A 17769-nucleotide genomic window follows, 5' to 3' on the forward strand; every position below is an offset into this window, starting at 1 on the left:
TGTGCATGATATCACAAGGGGGGTCGCACATGATCCAGACGATTGAGCCGCTTGATATGGCGGAGATGCTCAGCCAAAGTTACGAGCTGGCCGACATGATCAACAGATCATGTGAAGTCTCCGCATATCTCCAGGCCAAGCAAGCCATGGAGCAAGACGAGGAAGCACAGCGCTTGCTGCATCTGTTCGAACAGAAGAAGATGCAGTTTGAAGAAGTGCAGCGATTCGGGAAGTACCACCCCGATTTTAATAAAGTGTCCGCAGAGGTGCGGCAGTTGAAGCGTTCGCTGGAAATGCTTGACTCCGTCCAAAATTTTAAACGGGCGGAAAACAAGCTGGACGAGTTGCTGTACAGTGTTGGCCGGTTGATTGCCGACGCCGTCTCGCCAGAGATCAAAGTACCGAGCAATAATCCCATTCTGGAGGCAAAGGCAAGCGGTTGCGGCAGCGGCGGAAGCTGCGGGTGCAGCACGCAGCGGGCGTAACGGCATTGCTGCCTGCCTCGTCCTCGTCGCGACAGCTGCCAGACCATCCGTCATGATGCTGTTGGAAGCAGATCACAGCGCTGGCCGGCCCCATTTCCGCCGGTCGCGCTCCTGCCATATTCGAGTGACGCGCCATGCATCTTACCAGTTGAGGAAGGGGTTCAATAGTACAATGAGGGAAAGACGACTGGGATTGGCCGTCTGGGTGAAGCACCCGCGTGCGGCTAAAAATTTGCGGAAATTTGGCACCATTCACTATATCTCCAAGCGCTTAAACTACGTAGCGATGTACGTCGATGCCAACTCGCTGGATGAGACGATCAGAACGATGGAACGCTTGCATTTTGTCACCAGGGTGGAGCGTTCGCACCGGCATGAAATCCCGACGGTTTACAACAATGCAAAACCGGACAGGGCAAAAGAGTTCGATTATGAGCTGGAGAAGACACAGTTGATGGCTTTAACCGAAACGCTTCTGACGGAGACAAACGGGAGTCTGAGCAAGTAAATCTGCTGTCTTCCGACGATTACTGGCTGCCTGTCTGGGCAGCTTTTTGTTCCAGAGCAACCCTCTGCGTTTTTCTTCCAGATTTGGCCAATCTGTGATATCTTAAGGGAACAGAAAGAAAAGGGATGGATGCGTTTACATAGAATGTCAAAAAAGCGGAGGGTGAATCGATGAGACTAGATATTAACTGTGATATGGGAGAAGGATTTGGCCGCTATCGACTGCAGGAAGACTTGGGCATTCTCAAGTGGATTACCTCGGCAAATATCGCCTGTGGCTTTCACTCCGGCGATCCGCATGTCATCTGTACATTGGTGGAAGCAGCATTGCGAAACAACGTGATGGTCGGAGCCCATCCGGGTTATCCCGACGTGCAGGGATTTGGCCGACGCTCGATGGCTTTGTCGACAAGAGAAGTGTACGAACTGGTGTTGTACCAGGTGGCCGCGCTTGACGGAATCACCCGGGGGCTGGGCGGGAAGCTCCACCACGTCAAGCTGCACGGCGCTCTGTACAACGAAGCAGCGGAGCGGCCGGAGCTGGCCGAAGCGGTCGTTCGGGCGATCACGGATATCAACGAAGAACTTGTCCTCTACGCCTTGTCCGGCAGCTCGCTGGTCCATGTAGGCTTGGAGTACGGGCTTGCTGTCGCGGAGGAAGTGTTTGCTGACAGGGCGTACCTGCCGACAGGAAGGCTGGCGCCTCGCGAATTGGAAGGAAGCGTATTGATCAGCAAGGAAGAGCAGCTGGCTCAGACCAGCCAGCTGGTGTTGGAACAGAAAGTGCGGACAGTTGACGGCAGCACGATTGAACTGGTCGCCGATACGCTCTGCGTTCACATCGAAAGTCCTGACACGCTGCTGTTTTTAAAAGAGCTGCACCGCTGGGCCAGGGAGCACGATGTCAGCCTGGAGCCCATTTCAAGTTGATCGATCGAGGTGACTCCGGTTTCATCCGAGTCACCTCTATCCTTTCTAGGTGGGATGATGTTTGGACAAAGACAAAAGCCCCAAGCTGCCGTTAACACAAGCGGAACGCGCTGCTCTGAGAGCGGGCAAACTAAAATTGCGGGAGATCCACAAACAAGATCTGCAAGATCTCATGCGGATTATGGGCGTCTCGGAGGAACGGGCAAGGTATGTAAAAGCGATGGCGGCTTTTCAGCAAATCCCTTCCATCGGATATGAGTTGGCCTGCAACCTGACACGGGATTTGGGTCTGTACTCGATAGAGGAGGCAGCAAAAACAAGCGGGCCAGAGCTGTTTGACCGCCTTGAGCAGAACCTGGGGATGCGGGTTGACCCGTGTGTAGAAGATCAATTTCGCTGCGTGATTTACCATGCCAATCATCCCGGCAGTGACAAGCAGTGGTTTGACTTTACTGCCGAAAGAAAGCTGTACCGCCAGGCGTTTGGCTATCCAAAGTCGCGTCCTCCTGTCAAATAAAGCGGAAGAAAATGCGTTCGCTGCCGGAAATCTTTGCTACAATGAAAGGGAGCATTTCGAGAGAGATAGAGATGTACGGGAGATTTGCATGAAACCGATTCAACGGACGAGCTTATTGATATGCCTTACCATTTTCGTCGTCTTCTCCGCCGCGGTCATCGTGGTCAAGTGGCCTGTGATCGCCGCCTGGCTGGACAGCCAAAAGCCGCGTCAGACAGCCAGTTATACGGGGGCGGATCCATTTGGCTACAACCCGCCGCTTCCCTCGTTGGTGAAAGAGCTTCATCCGGTCTATCAGATCAAGGCGGAGCTGAATCCGGACGAGAGCGAGATAACCGGCAGCATGAGGCTGCAATTTGACAATCCGAAAACGGCCGAGATTTTCTTGTACCTATACGACTATACCTGGAGTCCGATCACAATCACTTCCTTGCGGGTGGGGGACAAGTCTGCCGCCTTTCAGCGGCGCGGAGCGGTTGTGACTCTGAAGCCGCCAAAGGAAGAGGCAGCCAGCAGGCTGACGCTGCAGATCGCCTTCCGATCAAAGGTGCCGCGCGGCTGCACCCGGTTTGGCATGAGGGAGAATATCTGGACGCTGACCAACTGGTATCCGATGCTCGGCTCCCTCAATCAGCAAAACCAGTGGTACGAACCGCCAAAACCGGTCGGCTACGGCGATCCGTTTTTTTATCAATACGCCGATTACGACGTTTCCTTTGTGTCGCCGGGGTCCTATCACTGGGTGTCTTCCTGGGGCAGAGGAGAGGGCAAACCGGTGTCGGACGGCAGGCAGGAGGTGCGCTACACAGCCCGCCGCGTACTCAATTTTGCGCTGGTCGGCAGCCCGAACTACCAGATCGAAAGCGTCCAGGTCAACCCGAAATTGACGGTTGATATTGCATCTGCCGACCCGGGCCGCCTGAAGCAGATGAAGGAGATTGCCGGCACGGCATTTTCAGCATACAGCGAGCAATTTGGCGAGCTTCCTTACCCGCACGCCGCGATCGCGGAGACGGGAGGATGTACGGTGTACGCGATGGAGTACGCAAACATGGCGATTTTCTCGCGTGACTTGTTTGCCCAAAAGCGGGTGGATCACTGGCTGCCGCACGAAATCGCCCATCTGTGGTGGTACAACAGCGTGGCGACGCTCAAGCCGATTCACAGTTGGCTGGACGAAGGGCTGGTGGAGGCAAGCGTGTATTTTTACCTGAAAAAGCGCTACGGCCAGGCCGCCGCCGACCAGCTGCTGACGGAATACGCGCTTGAGACGTCCAAGCTGTCCCGGCATTATCCCGACGGAGCGCTGAGCAAGCATCTGGTGCAGTTTAGCAGCTACAATGAATTTGACTGGACCTGGTATTCCAAAGGGGCGATGCTGTACCACCATCTGCGCGAACAGATTGGAGACGAGCGCTTCAGCCAGTTCCTCAAGCGAGTCCAGCGCAATTACCAGGGAAAAGTCATCGGCCCGGCCCACCTCGACCAAGCCCTCAGCCAGACGTTAAACGGGGAGGCAAAGTACTTCGTACCCAATGCAGCGCGGCCAAATCGCGACCCGTTTCTGCCATTGCAGGTGGAGCGCTACGTCGATACGGTGATCAATGACATGATCTTTTATCCGGCCACACCGGCGCGGGAGCGCGGCAAGACGGTGTACCTGCCGCTTGCCGAGATTGTGAAAAGGCTTGGGTTTGAGGTGTCTGCCGGCCCGCACCCGGGTGAATGGCTGCTGAAAGCAGCCGGAAGGGAATTGCGTCTGCGCGAAAATTCGCCGGATGTAACCTGTGATGAACAAACATATCAGCTTTCCGCAAAGCCACTGACGATAAAAGGGCAGCTAATGGTCCCGCTTGACTTTTTTGAACAGGTCATGAATTACCGGGTTCGTTACGATGCCGATGCAAAGACGGTGCGGATTGACGTTGTAAGGAACTGAGGCGTTGAAGTATGGACAACATTATTTTCGTCGGGTTTACCGGGACGGGTAAATCGACAGTGGGAAAAGCACTGGCACAGGCCCTGGGGCGCCGCCATATCGACCTGGATGAGGCGATCGTAGAGGCTGACGGCAGGACCATCCCCGACATCTTCCGGGACGAGGGAGAACCCTTCTTCCGCCAGCTTGAATCGGCCGTACTCGCCCGGCTGCTGAAGCAAAACGGGCTGGTGATCTCCACCGGAGGCGGGGCCGTGCTGAACATGGAGAACGTAAGGCGAATGATGGAATCCGGCCTGGTCGTCAATGTACGGGCAGCAGAAGAGGAAATTGTCCGCAGGCTGTCCGGATTCACGAATCGGCCGCTCCTGGTCGGTGACGTGCGGGAGCGGGTCCGGAAACTGCTGAAGGAACGGGCGGGCCGATACGACTTTGCCCCGCTGCAAATTGAGACGACGGGGCGGGATGTCAGTGCCATCGTCGAGGAAATTATTGAGAAAATGACTGAAGTGGCGGATTCCCGGAAAGACTAACGGCAAGGAGGAATCTGCGATGTCATTCCAAGAGTACCTAAAGTATCTGACGAAAAGGCTTGTCGAATACTTGGATACCCCGGCGGCGGAGCGCAAACGGCGAAAAGAGGAGCCCCGGGAGGCGTGGTCAACTCGCTGGTTTGGCGCAATTCCTATGTCTATCAGGCTTCTCAGGCGTAAATAACAAAGGAAAGGGTGTCCGCATTGCCGAGAATTGCAGTAGAACAATCGCTTAGCCACATTGCGGAAATGCTGCGGAGCAACGGTTACGATGTCGTTGATTTAGGGAACAGGCAGCAAACGGTTGACGCCGTGGTCATCACAGGGTTGGATGAAAACATCATGGGCGTGGAAAACAAAACGTTTGCCGGCGCTCCTGTGATCAGTGCGGAAGGATTGACGGCGGAGGAAGTTTTTCATGAAGTACATGAACGCTGCTCTCCTACCAGCCATCATTCATAGGGTAAAAACAAAGGTGTCTCGAACCGTTACGAGACACCTTTTTGCTGTTTGGGAGCGATCACGATTTTCCCCACCCGATTTACGTAGGAATAGGGCAGAAATCTCAGCCCTTCATCCCAGACGCCGATGTACGCAATCCGGTCACTCCAGACGTGAATCGTTCCGACAGAATACGGAGCCATCACCTCATCGTGAAACAGGGATGCTGCGACGACGACCGGGTGCGGAGGGGCGGCACCTGCTTGCATCAATTTCATCCAGGGCCTGTCCCCTTCGCCCTCTGTTCTGAGCGGACCGGCCCCGAGCCAGCTGATGTCGTCAAACGGATCCGTTTCGGTCTCTTCCAAGGTCGACGAAGCCGTCAGCTGCTGCCCCGGATTGATCACCTCTTGTGCAGAAAGCGTGTTGATGACAGATGGATCCGGGGTAAGGGAAGCGGGATACTTTTCTCCCGTCTTGGCATTCACATACAGGTTGCCTCCGTGCTGGGCAACGCGCCAATAAGAGGAAAATCCATCGTAAACCGGTTCAGCTGCTATATTTTGAGGGGCAAATGCATCATTGAACAGGATAAATTCGCCAAGTCCGTATTCGAGCAAGACAAACCTGGTTTGCTTGCCTTTGCTCTCGGGTGCTTCCGCCACGACCAGGTATCCCACGTTCTTTCCTTTTGCCGACAGCGTAATCAGCCATTGGTGGCTGCCCGCGCCGAGAGATTGGACGGTCGTCTTTGCATCCTGCCACGTTCTAAACTGTTTGTCTTTGGTCGCCAAGTCAGTAATCCAGTGCTGGACCTGCTGCTGAAACTGTTGGCTCCAGTCCTGCTCCATCGCCGGTACGCGCATGGAGGGAAGCATCATCAGCAGCAGTACAAACAAGAGTATAGACGGTAGTTTTGCATTCAATGGACAAACACCATCCCTTAACAAAGGTTACATTTTTATTGTAACCACTTTCAGAAAAAAGATTTGTTGCTTATTGTCAAGGGCCGTCCATTTTTTCTCGTTGATCTTTTACATATTTTGCGGTTCCGCGGCAAACGAGGGGGCGCTGTGCAGGTAAAACAGGCCGGCGTTGATCAGGGTCACTTCTATTCTCGGTTCATACTGCCACTTCAATTCGGCAATCCGCCGCTCACGCTCCTCCTGCGGCGTACTCTTGCGCCACTCTGTCTGCTCGATCTGTTCTTTTGGCGTGACAGGGATGCCATTTATCCGCAAAAAGTCCAAGATTCTGCCGCCTGTCGACTGGTGCTGCTCCCATGATACAGGTTCCTTTGCGGGAGGGGAGGGAGGGGGCGGCAGTTCTTCTCTTGCTTCCTCCACGCCCGGCACTCCAGGGTGGTCTTCTGCAGGACCGTCAGTCTTTTGGGACGAACTCTCGCTGGCCGTCTCTTCAGACGAACCCTCACTGTCAGTCAGCTGCGTGTAGTACGCCTCCAGGATATCCAGTTCCTGTGCCAATCGCTCCCGGGCGAATTCCGCCCAGCGATGATCCTCCCGCTCGATTGTTTCGTCGACAGCCTGTTTGATCCATTCTGCCGCCTGCTCCAGCGTCAACCGCTGGTCCAACGTGTAGAAGTAATCGGGGATAGAGGGGGAGAGCGCCAGCTTTCTCACGGACGGATAAAAGTCAAAAACTACCTTGGGTTGATGGAGATTGACGCCAAGGTAGAGAAGCAAGTCTTTCTTTTTGTCGCAGATGAACGAAATTTTCACATTCACTCCGAGCCAGGGGACAAGCGGCAGGGAACGCCGCTTGGCACTGCTTTGGCGAACCGGTGGGGCAAGTTCGTACATGCAGACAAACCGGCCGTGTTTTTGGGCAGAGCGAAAAATTTGCTGCAGCCGGCCTGCACCTAAGTGAAGCAGTTCGGCCCGGACTCCTTCGGGCATCCGGTCCGGATCAAACGCAAAAGTGAGGATCATCGGCTGCGGAGGCATGTTCATCTTTTCGATCCACGACCAATAAAAAGGCCGATTGCCGATATCCTTGTCGACTGCTTCCGGCAGTTTGACCGTCAGATAGTCAGGATGCGATTCACAGATGTGGGCGGAAAAAGCTGCCAGATAGGTTTCGATAAATCTGCGCATCTGCTGCTGTTCCACGGAAGGCCCCTCCTTTTGCGGTATCTGGGGTTATGAGAGTTTCTTGGCTTTGTCTGCAAGGGCGCTGTGCCGTACGGAATTGATCGCTTGGCCGATGTTGTCCAGCTTTAGCGCCATCTCTTTTTCTGACCCTGATTCCATGATGATATCGATAATGTTTTGCTCCAGGGATGAAAGCAGGCCGAGCCGGTCGACGATTTCATCCAGTTCACCGATCACCATCTCGAACAAGTCGATCTTCTCATAAAGCAAATGAAGGATGTGTTCCTCGATCGTGCCGATGGTGGACAGGTTGTAAATGTGGACGTCACGCTTCTGGCCCAGCCGGTGCACACGGCCGATCCGCTGTTCGATTCGCATCGGATTCCACGGCAGGTCGTAGTTGATCACCTGATTGCAAAACTGCAGGTTGATGCCCTCCCCGCCCGCTTCGGTGGCGACCAACACCTGTGCGCGATTCTGGAACAGTTCGGTCATCCAGTCCTTCTTGCTGCGCTTGAAGCCGCCGCGGAAAGGAACCGAGGTGATGCCGTGCTCGCCGAGGTATTTTTGCAGGTAGTTTTGTGTCGCGCGGTACTCGGTGAAAATGATCGCCTTGTCGTCTATTTGCTTCAGCAGTTCCACGGTTTTGGCCGCCTTGGAGTGGGTCCCGATCCGCTTGATCATCTCCACCAGCTCGAGAATGGCTGCCTGTTCCTTTGACCCTTCCGCCGTCCGCTGATGCATGTTGTACAGGGTCATAAACGCCGCCTCCCGGCTGGAGCAGACTTCCCGCTGCAGCGTGATCAAGGCAAGCGCGTTGATCCCGCCGACGTCGGCACGGTAGGTTTGGCGGACAAAATCGGTTACGCCCTGATACAGCGCCCACTCCTCTTTCGACAGTTCAATCGGGATGGACTTCACCTGACGTTCGGTAAATTCGATCCCGCCGTCGCTGCGCCGATTGCGGATCATCACCTTGCCGATTTCCGTCTTGAGCTGTTCATTGTTCTTTGCCTGCCGCTTCCCTTCCACATAGTTCGTGGCAAACGCGCGTGTGGGACCCAGGTGCCCCGGACGGAGCAGATTGATCAAGTTGTACAGCTCGTCCATTTCGTTCTGGATCGGGGTTGCCGTCAGCAGCAAACAGTATTTTTTCTTGATCTCTTTGGCAAATTGGTAGTTGCGGGTGCGCTTGTTTTTTAATTTGTGGGCTTCGTCGATCACCAGCATGTCGTATTCGATGTCAAGCACGTGACGGCGGTGCGGGTCGCGTTTGGCCGTGTCGATCGAACCGACCACCACGTCGTACTGGCGCCACATGTACTCTTTTTTCTGGGCGACGGCCGGGATGCCAAACTTTTGGTTCAACTCCTTCGTCCATTGTATGACGAGCGATGCGGGTACGAGGATGAGGATTTTTTTGGCCAATCCCCTCACCATGTATTCCTTCATGATCAGTCCGGCTTCAATCGTTTTGCCAAGCCCAACCTCATCGGCGAGAATGGCCCGGCCGCGCATTTCGTTCAACACTTTTTCCGCCGTGCTGATCTGGTGGGGGTAGGGCTTCACATGGGGTAGGTATTTCAAGGCTTGAAGCTGGTCAAATTCTTTGACCGCCAAGGCTTCTTCGGCTTCAAGGGCAAGCTGGAACAGTTCCCATTTGTGCCACGGACCGTCATTTTGCATCAGATCTTGCAGGGCGGGGAGCCAGGTGCGATCAAATGCAACAGGAATATTCGTCATTGTGATGACTCCTTCTGGTTCTGGGTTTTGTTTATGGGCTTATCATGGTTAAAACCAAACATTTTAGCGAATTATAAAGAAAACGTTCAGTTTTTCTGTTATTTTGATGAAATAGTTATTCCCAAATACACCCTGGTCGTGGTAGGATACATATAGTATGGAATAAGCGAATAGCGATTATGTATGGCGGATGAGAGCAGTAGGGAGAGACTGCCGCAACACTTGAGGCAGCGCCGAAGGAGCAAACCTTGTGCAAGGTGAATCTCTCAGGCAAAAGAACCTCTGCTGGACGCATCTCTGGAGAGCGCTTCGGCTTGGATAAGCGGAAGCCACCAAAGGGGAAACTTGTGTGCTGGGTGGCACGAGGTAACTCTCAGGTAAAAGGACAGAGGAGGAGAAGAAAGAGACGCTGTCTGCGTTCTTTCTTCTGCTTTTCTGTCTTTTTTCGTGCCCAAAATCGAATGAGATTGGGCCAAAGTGAGAGGCAGCAAGGAAGACGATGGAGGTGGAGGTAACATGGCAGAGTTAAAGCGCACCCCGCTGTATGACCTTTATGCCAGGTACGGCGGGAAAACAATCGACTTCGGCGGCTGGGAATTGCCCGTACAATTCTCCGGGATTGTCCAGGAACACGAAGCTGTTCGGACGAAGGCCGGTTTGTTTGACGTTTCCCACATGGGGGAGGTGGAAGTAAAGGGAGAAGGAGCCCTTGACTTCCTGCAGCATCTGACGACCAACGATGTCAGCAAATTGGAGGACGGACAGGCGCAGTACAGCACGATGTGCTATCCGGACGGCGGGACGGTAGATGATTTGCTCGTCTACAAAATTGCCGGCGATCACTATTTTCTGGTGATCAATGCGAGCAACATCGACAAGGATCTCGCCTGGATGCAGGAGCATAAGACAGATGGTGTCTCCATCGCCAACCTTTCGGACGAAACCGCCCTGCTGGCCATCCAGGGTCCGCTGGCGGAGAAAATCCTGGGGAAGCTGACGGATTTCGATCTGTCGCAGATCAGACCTTTCCGCTTTGAGCGAAATCTCGATCTTGCCGGCATTCCGGTGCTGATCTCCCGAACCGGTTACACAGGGGAAGACGGATTCGAGCTCTACCTGGCAGCAGACAAGGCGGCAAAGCTTTGGGAGATACTGCTTCAGGCGGGCGAGGAAGACGGACTTTTGCCGTGCGGCCTCGGCGCGCGCGACACGCTTCGTTTTGAAGCGAAGCTGCCGCTTTACGGCCAGGAGCTTAGCCGGGACATTTCCCCGATCGAAGCGGGCATCGGATTTGCCGTCAAGACGGATAAAGCCGTTCCCTTTATCGGCTGCGAGGCTCTCAAGGCGCAGAAGGAGGGCGGCGCGCCGAGAAAGCTGGTTGGAATCGAGATGATTGATCGCGGCATACCGCGCTCCCACTACCCCGTATTTGCCGGAGATAAGCAGATTGGTGAAGTCACGACGGGTACACAGTCGCCCACTTTGAAGAAAAACGTCGGTCTCGCCCTGTTGAAACGGGAACATGCCGAGCTGGGCAGCCTCGTCGAAGTAGAAATTCGCGGCAAGCGCCTGAAGGCACAGGTTGTCGCCACGCCATTTTACAAGCGTCCGAAAAAATAGGAGTTGAAGGAGGATCTCACTGTGCAATACCGTTATCTGCCCCAGACCGATCAAGACAAGCGCGAGATGCTGCAGGCGCTCGGCATCCAGTCGGTTGAAGAACTGTTTGCCGACATTCCCCGGGACATCCGGTTTAACCGCGAACTCGACATTACGCCGGCGATGCCGGAACCTGAGCTGGTCAAGTACATGAAGGGTTTGGCGGGAAAAAACGTGAATTTTGATACGCATGTCTGCTTCCTGGGAGCAGGTGTGTATCAGCACTACATTCCCAGTGTCGTGAATCACGTCATCTCCCGTTCCGAGTTCTACACGGCTTATACACCGTACCAGCCGGAGATCAGCCAGGGAGAACTGCAGGCGATTTTTGAGTTTCAGACGATGGTCTGCGAGCTGACCGGCATGGAAGTGGCCAACTCTTCGATGTACGACGGTCCGACTGCCATGGCCGAAGCGTCGATGATGGCGGCAGGACACACAGGCAAAAAGCGTGTCGTCGTCTCCCGGGCGGTACATCCGGAAGCCCGCGACATTTTGAAAACCTATGCGTACGGGCAGGGTGTCGAAGTAGAAGAGGTCGGCTACGATCGCAGTGGCGTGACTGACCTGGAGGCGCTGACGCAGGCAGTGGATGACACCGTGGGCGCCGTCGTCGTGCAATATCCCAACTTTTTTGGGAATATTGAAGACTTGGCAGAGATCGAAAAATGGGTCCACAGCAAAGGGGCGCTCTTGATCGTCAAAGCCAATCCGGTCGCTCTGGGCATCCTGGAAGCCCCGGGCAAACTGGGGGCGGACATCGTGGTCGGCGACATGCAGCCGTTCGGCATTCACGCCTCGTTTGGCGGGCCGCACTGCGGTTACTTTGCCACCACCGCCAAGCTGATGCGAAAAATGCCCGGACGCATCGTCGGCCAAACCAAGGATGAGGAAGGCAGGCGCGGCTTTGTTCTCACCCTGCAGGCGCGCGAACAGCACATTCGCCGCGAAAAAGCCACTTCCAATATCTGTTCCAATCAGGCATTGAATGCGCTGGCTGCCGCTGTAGCCCTGACAGCGCTCGGCAAACAAGGCGTGCAGGAGATGGCCATGTTGAACCTGCAAAAAGCGCATTACGCCAAAAGGGAGTTCGCAAAGGCAAAGGGGATGGAGGTCGTATTCACCGCCCCGTTCTTCAACGAATTCGTCATCAAATTGCCAAAAGCAGTAAAAGACGTCAACAAAGCCCTGCTTGGCAAAGGTTTCATCGGCGGTTACGATCTGGGCCGTTCCTATCCGGAGCTTGCCGATCACATGCTGCTCGCCGTGACGGAGCTTCGGACGAAACAGGAGATCGATTCCCTGGTGAAGGAAATGGAGGCGATCATCCATGCGTAACGATAAAGAAAAAGCACTGATCTTTGAACTGAGCCAGCCAGGGCGGGTCGGCTACAGTCTGCCGCCGCTTGACGTGCCGGAAACGGAGATTGCCGACCTGCTGCCTGAACACCTGATCCGGGAGACGCCGGCGGAACTGCCCGAGGTTTCCGAATTGCAGCTGATGCGTCACTATACGGAGCTGTCGACGCGCAATCACGGTGTCGATTCAGGATTTTATCCGCTCGGCTCCTGTACGATGAAGTACAATCCGAAAATCAATGAGGATGTGGCCCGCTATCCCGGATTTGCTTCCATCCACCCTTATCAGCCGGAGGAGACTGTCCAGGGCGCGCTTGAGGTGCTCTACAACCTGCAGCGCGATTTGGCCGAGATCACCGGGATGGACGCGGTTACCCTGCAGCCTGCCGCTGGTGCTGCCGGCGAGTGGACTGGGCTGATGATGATCCGCGCTTACCATGAGAGCCGCGGTGAAAAACGGACGAAAGTAATCGTTCCCAACTCGGCCCACGGCACCAACCCGGCCTCGGCGACGATTGCCGGCATGGAAACGATCACCATCCCTTCTGACGAGCGCGGGCTCGTGGACATCGAGGCGCTGCGCCAGGCGGTAGGGCCGGATACGGCCGCTTTGATGCTGACGAACCCGAACACGCTCGGCCTGTTTGAAGAAGACATCGTGGAAATGGCCAAAATCGTGCACGAGGCGGGGGGGCTGCTGTACTACGACGGGGCAAATGCCAACGCTATTTTAGGAATAGCCCGCCCCGGGGACATGGGCTTTGACGTCGTCCACCTCAATCTGCACAAGACGTTCACCGGGCCTCACGGCGGCGGCGGCCCCGGTGCCGGCCCTGTCGGGGTAAAGGCATCCCTCCTGCCGTATCTGCCGGCACCAATCGTCGTCAAGCAGGAGGACGGCAGCTTCGCCTTCCATTACGAACGACCGGAGTCCATTGGGCGGGTCAAGGCGTACTACGGAAACTTCGGCATCCTCCTGCGCGCCTACACGTACATCTGTACGATGGGAGCGGAGGGCCTGCTGCAGGTATCGCAAAATGCCGTGCTGAACGCCAACTACATGATGCGTCGGTTGGCCGGGGCCTACGAATTGCCGTATGACCGCGTCTGCAAGCACGAATTTGTCCTGTCGGGCGTCCGCCAGAAAAAACTGGGGGTCCGCACCCTGGATATCGCCAAGCGTCTGCTGGACTTCGGCTATCATCCGCCGACAGTCTACTTCCCGTTGATCGTCGACGAATGCCTGATGATCGAGCCGACGGAGACCGAGTCAAAAGAGACGTTGGACGAATTTATCGAAGTCATGCTGCAAATCGCCCGCGAATGTGAAGAGACGCCCGAGGTCGTTCAGGAGGCTCCGCACACGACTGTAGTCAAGCGGCTGGACGAAGCGACGGCCGCGCGCAAGCCGATTCTGCGCTACCGCAAGGAAGCGTTGTAGGCGGACAGGACCAAATACCGGAGGGGCTACACTTGTGCGCCCCTCCTTTCTTGTGCAAAGGACAGGGCTGACGTACAATGGAGACGGAATACATAGAAGGGGGACAGCAGATGGAACAGTGGCGTTTTATTCTCACCCCGCCAATGTCACCTGAGATGAACATGGCTGTAGACGAGGCGATTTTGATCAGTCACAGCGAAGGGAAGGTACCGCCGACCGTCCGTTTTTACACGTGGGACCCGGCTACCCTTTCGATCGGCTATTTTCAAAAAGCGGCAAAAGAGATCGATCTGGATGCGGTAAAAGGCAGCGGCTTGGGGTTTGTTCGCCGTCCGACGGGAGGACGGGCGGTGCTGCACGACAAGGAGTTGACGTACAGCGTCATCGTCTCCGAAAGCCATCCGAAGATGCCTTCCGGCGTGACGGAGGCGTACAAGGTGATTAGTCTGGGGCTTTTGCACGGGTTTCAGGAGTTGGGGCTGCAGGCGGAGATGGTATCGCTCGCCAGCGAAGAAGAGAAGGAGAAGTACAGCTCGCCGGGTTCTTCCGCCTGTTTTGATTCCCCCTCCTGGTACGAGCTGGTGGTCGAAGGGAAGAAGGTGGCAGGCAGCGCCCAGACCAGGCAGAAGGGCGTCATTCTGCAGCACGGGTCGATCCTGCTCGACATGGACGTGGAACTGCTGTTTTCCCTGCTGCATTTTCCTTCAGACCGGGTGAAGCAGCGGATGATGGACAGCTTTCGCCAAAAAGCGGTGACGATCAATGAAGTGAGCCCGCATCCGGTAAGCCTGTCCGAAGCAGTCGACGCGTTTTACCGCGGCTTTGCATCCGGACTTGGGGTCAGTCTCGAAAAACAGGAGTTAACCCCGGACGAGACAGCGCTGGCCGAGGAATTGGCGCGGACCAGATACGGAACCGACGAGTGGAAATTCCGCCGCTGATGCCTGGAAATGCGAAGCTCCTGCGTACTGGACGCAGGAGCTGTTTGCATGACTATGCCTTTCTGCAGGTCTTGCAACCGTTCCTTTTCCCGGGTCCTTCGGCCGCGGCTAAAACCCCTTCGGCAGTTGAGCAGTCGGCAAAACACTGCGTGAACATCGCGGGGAACAAAGTCCGGCAGACGTTTGCGCAAAAGCGGCCGCAATCCGCTGTCGTCCCGCGTGGAGTCAAGACGTACGGTCTGCTGGCGGTCTTGGCTTTTTTCACCCTGGTCACCCCCATTGCGTACTCTATCCCTTTAGAGTATGCCTGGGGGGATGACGAGGCTTTTAGTCATTCGTACAGATTTGTACAGATTCCCCTTTACGGCGTAAAAAACCCCCGTCGGATAACGAGGGCAATTGATCAAGAGTATGTGTAAGAATTGCGGGCGATCGACTCTTCAAACGCCGCCTGCAGCCGCTGTGCGATCTGTCCAGGCTGACCCGTGCCGACGCGCTCGCCGTCGACTGTGATGATCGGCATGACTTCTGCCGTGGTGGACGTGATGAAAAGCTCGTCAGCCTGTTTGAGGAAGGCCAGATCAAACGCTTCTTCAACGACCGGAATGGAAAGCGAACGTGCCAGTTCAAGCACCGTCTGGCGGGTAATCCCGTTGAGGATCAGGTTGTCCGCCGGGTGGGTGTGCAAGCGGCCGTCTTTGACGGCAAACACGTTGGTGGAGCTGCCTTCCGTCACGATGCCGTCGCGGTGCAGAATCGCTTCAAATGCGCCAGCTTCCTTCGCTTGCTGCTTGGCCAAGACCGCTCCCAGGAGGTTGAGCGATTTGATGTCGCAGCGCAGCCAGCGCACATCAGCCGTGACGATTGCCGCGACACCGTTTTTCAGCTGCTCCAGCGGACGTGCCTTGCGGGTTGCGTTAGCAGACAGCACCGGTTTCGCGTCTGCCGGAAACTCATGGGAGCGCGGGGAAGCGCCACGGGTTACCTGCATGTAGAGGTTGGCGTCATCGGAGGAAGTGAATCCATTTCTTTTCATGATTTCGAGAGCGATCTGTAGCAGCTCCTCATCGGACCATGCGAGTTGAAGCTTGATTTCCGCGGCACTGCGTTTCAGCCGGGCCAGATGCCCCTCCCACTGATACAGTTTTCCGCCGTAAATGCGGATCACTTCATAAACGCCATCGCCGAACTGGTATCCGCGATCTTCAGGGTGAACGATCGTCTGTTCGGGCTGCACCCATGTTCCGTTGATGTAATACATTTGTCAGGCCTCCATTTTTATGCTATGCTTTACTTTTTCCAAGATATCAGAATAAAGACAAAGAATCAATTGAAAACGTCGAAATGATTGACAAGTTTAACAAAAAGCTCAGGGAGATTTTGTCCACCTCCAAACTATGGTGATCAGCAAGAAGAGGCCAAAGTAGGCGGCAATCGTCAGCAGGCTGGTTTCGTACCACCCGCCGAGCTGCGGCAGAAAGGCACAGAAGGCTGTCAACCCGGCCATCGAGAGCAGCACCGGAGCGGGGCGCAGGTCAAACTGCTCGACGATCGGCATCGCCAACGCATAGAACCAGAGGGAAGCGACCGTGACGGACTGAGCGCCGGCAAGCAAACTGTAGAGGGAGCTGCCGCCTGAAAAGAGCGAGCTCACCGTATCAAACAGCGGCTGCGTGGAATTGTTTACGTCATGCCAGTGTGCCAGGATTGCCAGATGGTCGAGCAGGAGAACCGCCGTAAACAGGAAACCGCCCAGAATCATGCCGCGGCGGGCGGGAGCATTGCCGCCCTGGGAAAGCGAGACCAGAACAGGCAGGCAGAACAACAAATGCAAAGAGACGTACAGCAGCGCGTGCCACAGCCACGGACCGCTCCACTGGTAAGCAAGGCTGGGCAGCGGGATGTGGCGCTGGTGGAGAACCAGGGCGAGGGGAAAGAGCAGCCCAAGCAGGACGAGCACCTCGGCGGCCGGTGCGAGTTGTTTTCGGCCCTTGATCGCCAGCCAGGCAGCGATGGCGGTAAGCAGGACAGCCCCGCCGGCTGCGGGAAACAAAAAGGCATGCTGCAGCTGTCTTGCTTGCTGCGCAATGGCCGTCCCGGCCACGCCAAACAGGATGAGACAGAGGAACAGGGCCGCTATCGGTCCTGCGTTTGTGCCGAACAGCCACGAACAGAAATCGAACAGACTGGTGAACTGCCGGTTTGCCGCCCATCTGAGCACCAGCCAGGAGCTCCCGCAGAGGGCCGCTCCGGCCAGCAGAAGGCCAATCGTGCCCCATGTGCCGTAAAAGGAGAAAAAACGAATGATTTCAAACCCGCTTATATAATTGGCTCCAAGTGCGGCTCCGGCATATAATGCCGCAATCCGCCATGTTCCGTGACGCATGCCATCCTCCTCCTAAGGGCAAATCAACGTGAAACACAGCGCCAGCATCCGGCTGGCAGCCGAATCATGCGAGCTTTGCTTGACCAAACTTGGTACAAGTGTATGAGGAAGGAGGCTGAATTCAGAACAGCTATCGGCAAAAAGGGACCGCCCCCGTGGTGAATCCACTTGCCAGCTTTGTCGAATTTGGGGCAAAATGGAGAAAAAGCCGAGGATATCCTTGCAACTTGGCTTACTCGCACGGTAAGATAGAAATATCGGCTTTTGCGGGCGATCACGGTTGAAACGAGGGATGATCTGTGCCAACACCCAGTATGGAAGACTATTTGGAAAAAATATACAACTTAATTGAAGAAAAAGGATACGCTCGTGTCTCCGATATCGCGGAAGCATTGGAAGTTCACCCCTCTTCCGTAACAAAGATGGTGCAAAAGCTCGATAAAGACAAATACCTTGTCTACGAGAAATATCGCGGCCTGGTTCTGACACCAAAAGGGAAAAAGATCGGAAAGCGCCTGGTCGACCGCCATACGCTGCTGGAGGATTTTTTGCGCATGATTGGCGTCGATGAGGAGCATATCTATAAGGACGTTGAGGGGATCGAGCACCATCTCAGTTGGGAATCCATTACCTGTATCGAATACTTGGTTCAGTATTTTCATATGGACTCGCAGCGCAGTGAAGAATTAAAGCGAATTCGGTTGGAAGACGAAGCAAAAGAAGAGTGATGTTTGGAAAGCGCCGGGCCTGCCGCCGTGCAGGCTGGCGATTTTTTTT

The 17769-nt window shown here is 55.3% G+C and carries 18 protein-coding genes and 2 riboswitches; of the genes, 13 read left to right on the forward strand and 5 right to left on the reverse strand.

Features of this window, described 5'->3' with window-relative positions:
* Positions 1 to 29: 29 nt before the first annotated feature.
* The 8 genes from HGBM_RS19590 (at position 30) to HGBM_RS19625 (ending at position 5373) form a co-directional block, all read left to right on the forward strand.
* Positions 30 to 485 carry a YlbF/YmcA family competence regulator gene (locus HGBM_RS19590; RefSeq protein ID WP_019122780.1) on the forward strand — a complete coding sequence of 152 codons (456 nt, stop codon included), beginning with the start codon at positions 30 to 32 and terminating at the stop codon, positions 483 to 485.
* A 172-nt stretch (positions 486 to 657) separates the two neighbouring features.
* Positions 658 to 993 (forward strand): YlbG family protein, encoded by a 336-nt coding sequence (locus tag HGBM_RS19595; protein ID WP_019122781.1) that lies wholly within the window; start codon positions 658 to 660, stop codon positions 991 to 993.
* Positions 994 to 1163: 170 nt separating this feature from the next.
* Positions 1164 to 1922, forward strand: a complete 759-nt coding sequence (locus HGBM_RS19600; protein WP_026074542.1) for a 5-oxoprolinase subunit PxpA — start codon at positions 1164 to 1166, stop codon at positions 1920 to 1922.
* A gap of 61 nt (positions 1923 to 1983) precedes the next feature.
* A complete protein-coding gene (locus HGBM_RS19605) occupies positions 1984 to 2439 on the forward strand; it encodes a helix-hairpin-helix domain-containing protein (protein ID WP_019122783.1) in 456 nt (151 codons plus the stop codon).
* An 88-nt stretch (positions 2440 to 2527) separates the two neighbouring features.
* Positions 2528 to 4378, forward strand: a complete 1851-nt coding sequence (locus HGBM_RS19610; RefSeq protein WP_019122784.1) for a stalk domain-containing protein — start codon at positions 2528 to 2530, stop codon at positions 4376 to 4378.
* Between the two features lie 11 nt (positions 4379 to 4389).
* Complete coding sequence (locus HGBM_RS19615) at positions 4390 to 4911, forward strand: shikimate kinase (protein ID WP_019122785.1); 522 nt, start codon at positions 4390 to 4392, stop codon at positions 4909 to 4911.
* Between the two features lie 19 nt (positions 4912 to 4930).
* Positions 4931 to 5095: a YqzE family protein gene (locus tag HGBM_RS29800; RefSeq protein WP_019122786.1), complete on the forward strand. Its 165-nt coding sequence runs from the start codon at positions 4931 to 4933 to the stop codon at positions 5093 to 5095.
* Between the two features lie 20 nt (positions 5096 to 5115).
* Positions 5116 to 5373, forward strand: a complete 258-nt coding sequence (locus HGBM_RS19625; RefSeq protein ID WP_019122787.1) for a YkuS family protein — start codon at positions 5116 to 5118, stop codon at positions 5371 to 5373.
* Positions 5374 to 5399: 26 nt separating this feature from the next.
* On the opposite strand, the gene HGBM_RS19630 is transcribed toward HGBM_RS19625, so the two are convergent.
* The 3 genes from HGBM_RS19630 to HGBM_RS19640 all read right to left on the reverse strand — a co-directional run bounded on the left by HGBM_RS19630 (position 5400) and on the right by HGBM_RS19640 (position 9206).
* Positions 5400 to 6278, reverse strand: a complete 879-nt coding sequence (locus HGBM_RS19630) for a hypothetical protein (RefSeq protein WP_026074543.1) — start codon at positions 6276 to 6278, stop codon at positions 5400 to 5402.
* Positions 6279 to 6386: 108 nt separating this feature from the next.
* Positions 6387 to 7481 carry a YqhG family protein gene (locus tag HGBM_RS19635; protein WP_019122789.1) on the reverse strand — a complete coding sequence of 365 codons (1095 nt, stop codon included), beginning with the start codon at positions 7479 to 7481 and terminating at the stop codon, positions 6387 to 6389.
* Positions 7482 to 7511: 30 nt separating this feature from the next.
* Positions 7512 to 9206 carry a DEAD/DEAH box helicase gene (locus tag HGBM_RS19640; RefSeq protein WP_019122790.1) on the reverse strand — a complete coding sequence of 565 codons (1695 nt, stop codon included), beginning with the start codon at positions 9204 to 9206 and terminating at the stop codon, positions 7512 to 7514.
* A gap of 190 nt (positions 9207 to 9396) precedes the next feature.
* A riboswitch (glycine riboswitch) is annotated at positions 9397 to 9498 on the forward strand.
* Positions 9499 to 9605: riboswitch (glycine riboswitch) on the forward strand.
* 117 nt (positions 9606 to 9722) lie between these two features.
* On the opposite strand from HGBM_RS19640, the gene gcvT reads away from it, so the two are divergent.
* From gcvT to HGBM_RS19660, 4 genes are all read left to right on the forward strand, one after another.
* Positions 9723 to 10826, forward strand: coding sequence for a glycine cleavage system aminomethyltransferase GcvT (gene gcvT / locus HGBM_RS19645; protein WP_019122791.1), 1104 nt, complete (start codon positions 9723 to 9725; stop codon positions 10824 to 10826).
* Positions 10827 to 10892: 66 nt separating this feature from the next.
* On the forward strand, positions 10893 to 12203 hold the full coding sequence (gene gcvPA, locus HGBM_RS19650; protein WP_390620998.1) for an aminomethyl-transferring glycine dehydrogenase subunit GcvPA: 1311 nt from the start codon (positions 10893 to 10895) through the stop codon (positions 12201 to 12203).
* Positions 12196 to 13665, forward strand: coding sequence for an aminomethyl-transferring glycine dehydrogenase subunit GcvPB (gcvPB, locus tag HGBM_RS19655; RefSeq protein WP_019122793.1), 1470 nt, complete (start codon positions 12196 to 12198; stop codon positions 13663 to 13665). The genes gcvPA and gcvPB overlap by 8 nt, the downstream gene beginning before the upstream one ends.
* A 110-nt stretch (positions 13666 to 13775) precedes the next feature.
* Positions 13776 to 14606 carry a lipoate--protein ligase family protein gene (locus tag HGBM_RS19660; RefSeq protein ID WP_019122794.1) on the forward strand — a complete coding sequence of 277 codons (831 nt, stop codon included), beginning with the start codon at positions 13776 to 13778 and terminating at the stop codon, positions 14604 to 14606.
* A gap of 403 nt (positions 14607 to 15009) precedes the next feature.
* Here HGBM_RS19660 and dat read toward each other — a convergent pair whose 3' ends face one another.
* Both dat and HGBM_RS19675 read right to left on the reverse strand, forming a co-directional pair.
* Positions 15010 to 15867 (reverse strand): D-amino-acid transaminase, encoded by an 858-nt coding sequence (gene dat / locus HGBM_RS19670; protein ID WP_019122796.1) that lies wholly within the window; start codon positions 15865 to 15867, stop codon positions 15010 to 15012.
* 108 nt (positions 15868 to 15975) lie between these two features.
* Entirely contained in the window at positions 15976 to 16992 is a 1017-nt protein-coding gene (locus HGBM_RS19675) for a hypothetical protein (protein WP_019122797.1), read from the reverse strand.
* A gap of 299 nt (positions 16993 to 17291) precedes the next feature.
* On the opposite strand from HGBM_RS19675, the gene mntR reads away from it, so the two are divergent.
* Entirely contained in the window at positions 17292 to 17720 is a 429-nt protein-coding gene (mntR, locus tag HGBM_RS19680; protein WP_026074544.1) for a transcriptional regulator MntR, read from the forward strand.
* The last annotated feature ends 49 nt before the right edge of the window (positions 17721 to 17769 follow it).

The organism is Brevibacillus massiliensis, from assembly GCF_000311785.1.
GTDB lineage: Bacteria > Bacillota > Bacilli > Brevibacillales > Brevibacillaceae > Brevibacillus_C > Brevibacillus_C massiliensis.

Bases quoted from the DNA above. Each gene is read 5' to 3' on its own strand.
- HGBM_RS19660 (WP_019122794.1), top strand. From the start codon at position 13,776: ATGGAACAGTGGCGTTTTATTCTCACCCCGCCAATGTCACCTGAGATG.
- HGBM_RS19640 (WP_019122790.1), bottom strand. From the start codon at position 9,206: ATGACGAATATTCCTGTTGCATTTGATCGCACCTGGCTCCCCGCCCTG.
- HGBM_RS29800 (WP_019122786.1), top strand. From the start codon at position 4,931: ATGTCATTCCAAGAGTACCTAAAGTATCTGACGAAAAGGCTTGTCGAA.
- HGBM_RS19600 (WP_026074542.1), top strand. From the start codon at position 1,164: ATGAGACTAGATATTAACTGTGATATGGGAGAAGGATTTGGCCGCTAT.
- gcvPB (WP_019122793.1), top strand. From the start codon at position 12,196: ATGCGTAACGATAAAGAAAAAGCACTGATCTTTGAACTGAGCCAGCCA.
- HGBM_RS19590 (WP_019122780.1), top strand. From the start codon at position 30: ATGATCCAGACGATTGAGCCGCTTGATATGGCGGAGATGCTCAGCCAA.
- gcvT (WP_019122791.1), top strand. From the start codon at position 9,723: ATGGCAGAGTTAAAGCGCACCCCGCTGTATGACCTTTATGCCAGGTAC.
- HGBM_RS19595 (WP_019122781.1), top strand. From the start codon at position 658: ATGAGGGAAAGACGACTGGGATTGGCCGTCTGGGTGAAGCACCCGCGT.
- dat (WP_019122796.1), bottom strand. From the start codon at position 15,867: ATGTATTACATCAACGGAACATGGGTGCAGCCCGAACAGACGATCGTT.
- HGBM_RS19675 (WP_019122797.1), bottom strand. From the start codon at position 16,992: ATGCGTCACGGAACATGGCGGATTGCGGCATTATATGCCGGAGCCGCA.
- HGBM_RS19615 (WP_019122785.1), top strand. From the start codon at position 4,390: ATGGACAACATTATTTTCGTCGGGTTTACCGGGACGGGTAAATCGACA.
- HGBM_RS19610 (WP_019122784.1), top strand. From the start codon at position 2,528: ATGAAACCGATTCAACGGACGAGCTTATTGATATGCCTTACCATTTTC.
- gcvPA (WP_390620998.1), top strand. From the start codon at position 10,893: ATGCTGCAGGCGCTCGGCATCCAGTCGGTTGAAGAACTGTTTGCCGAC.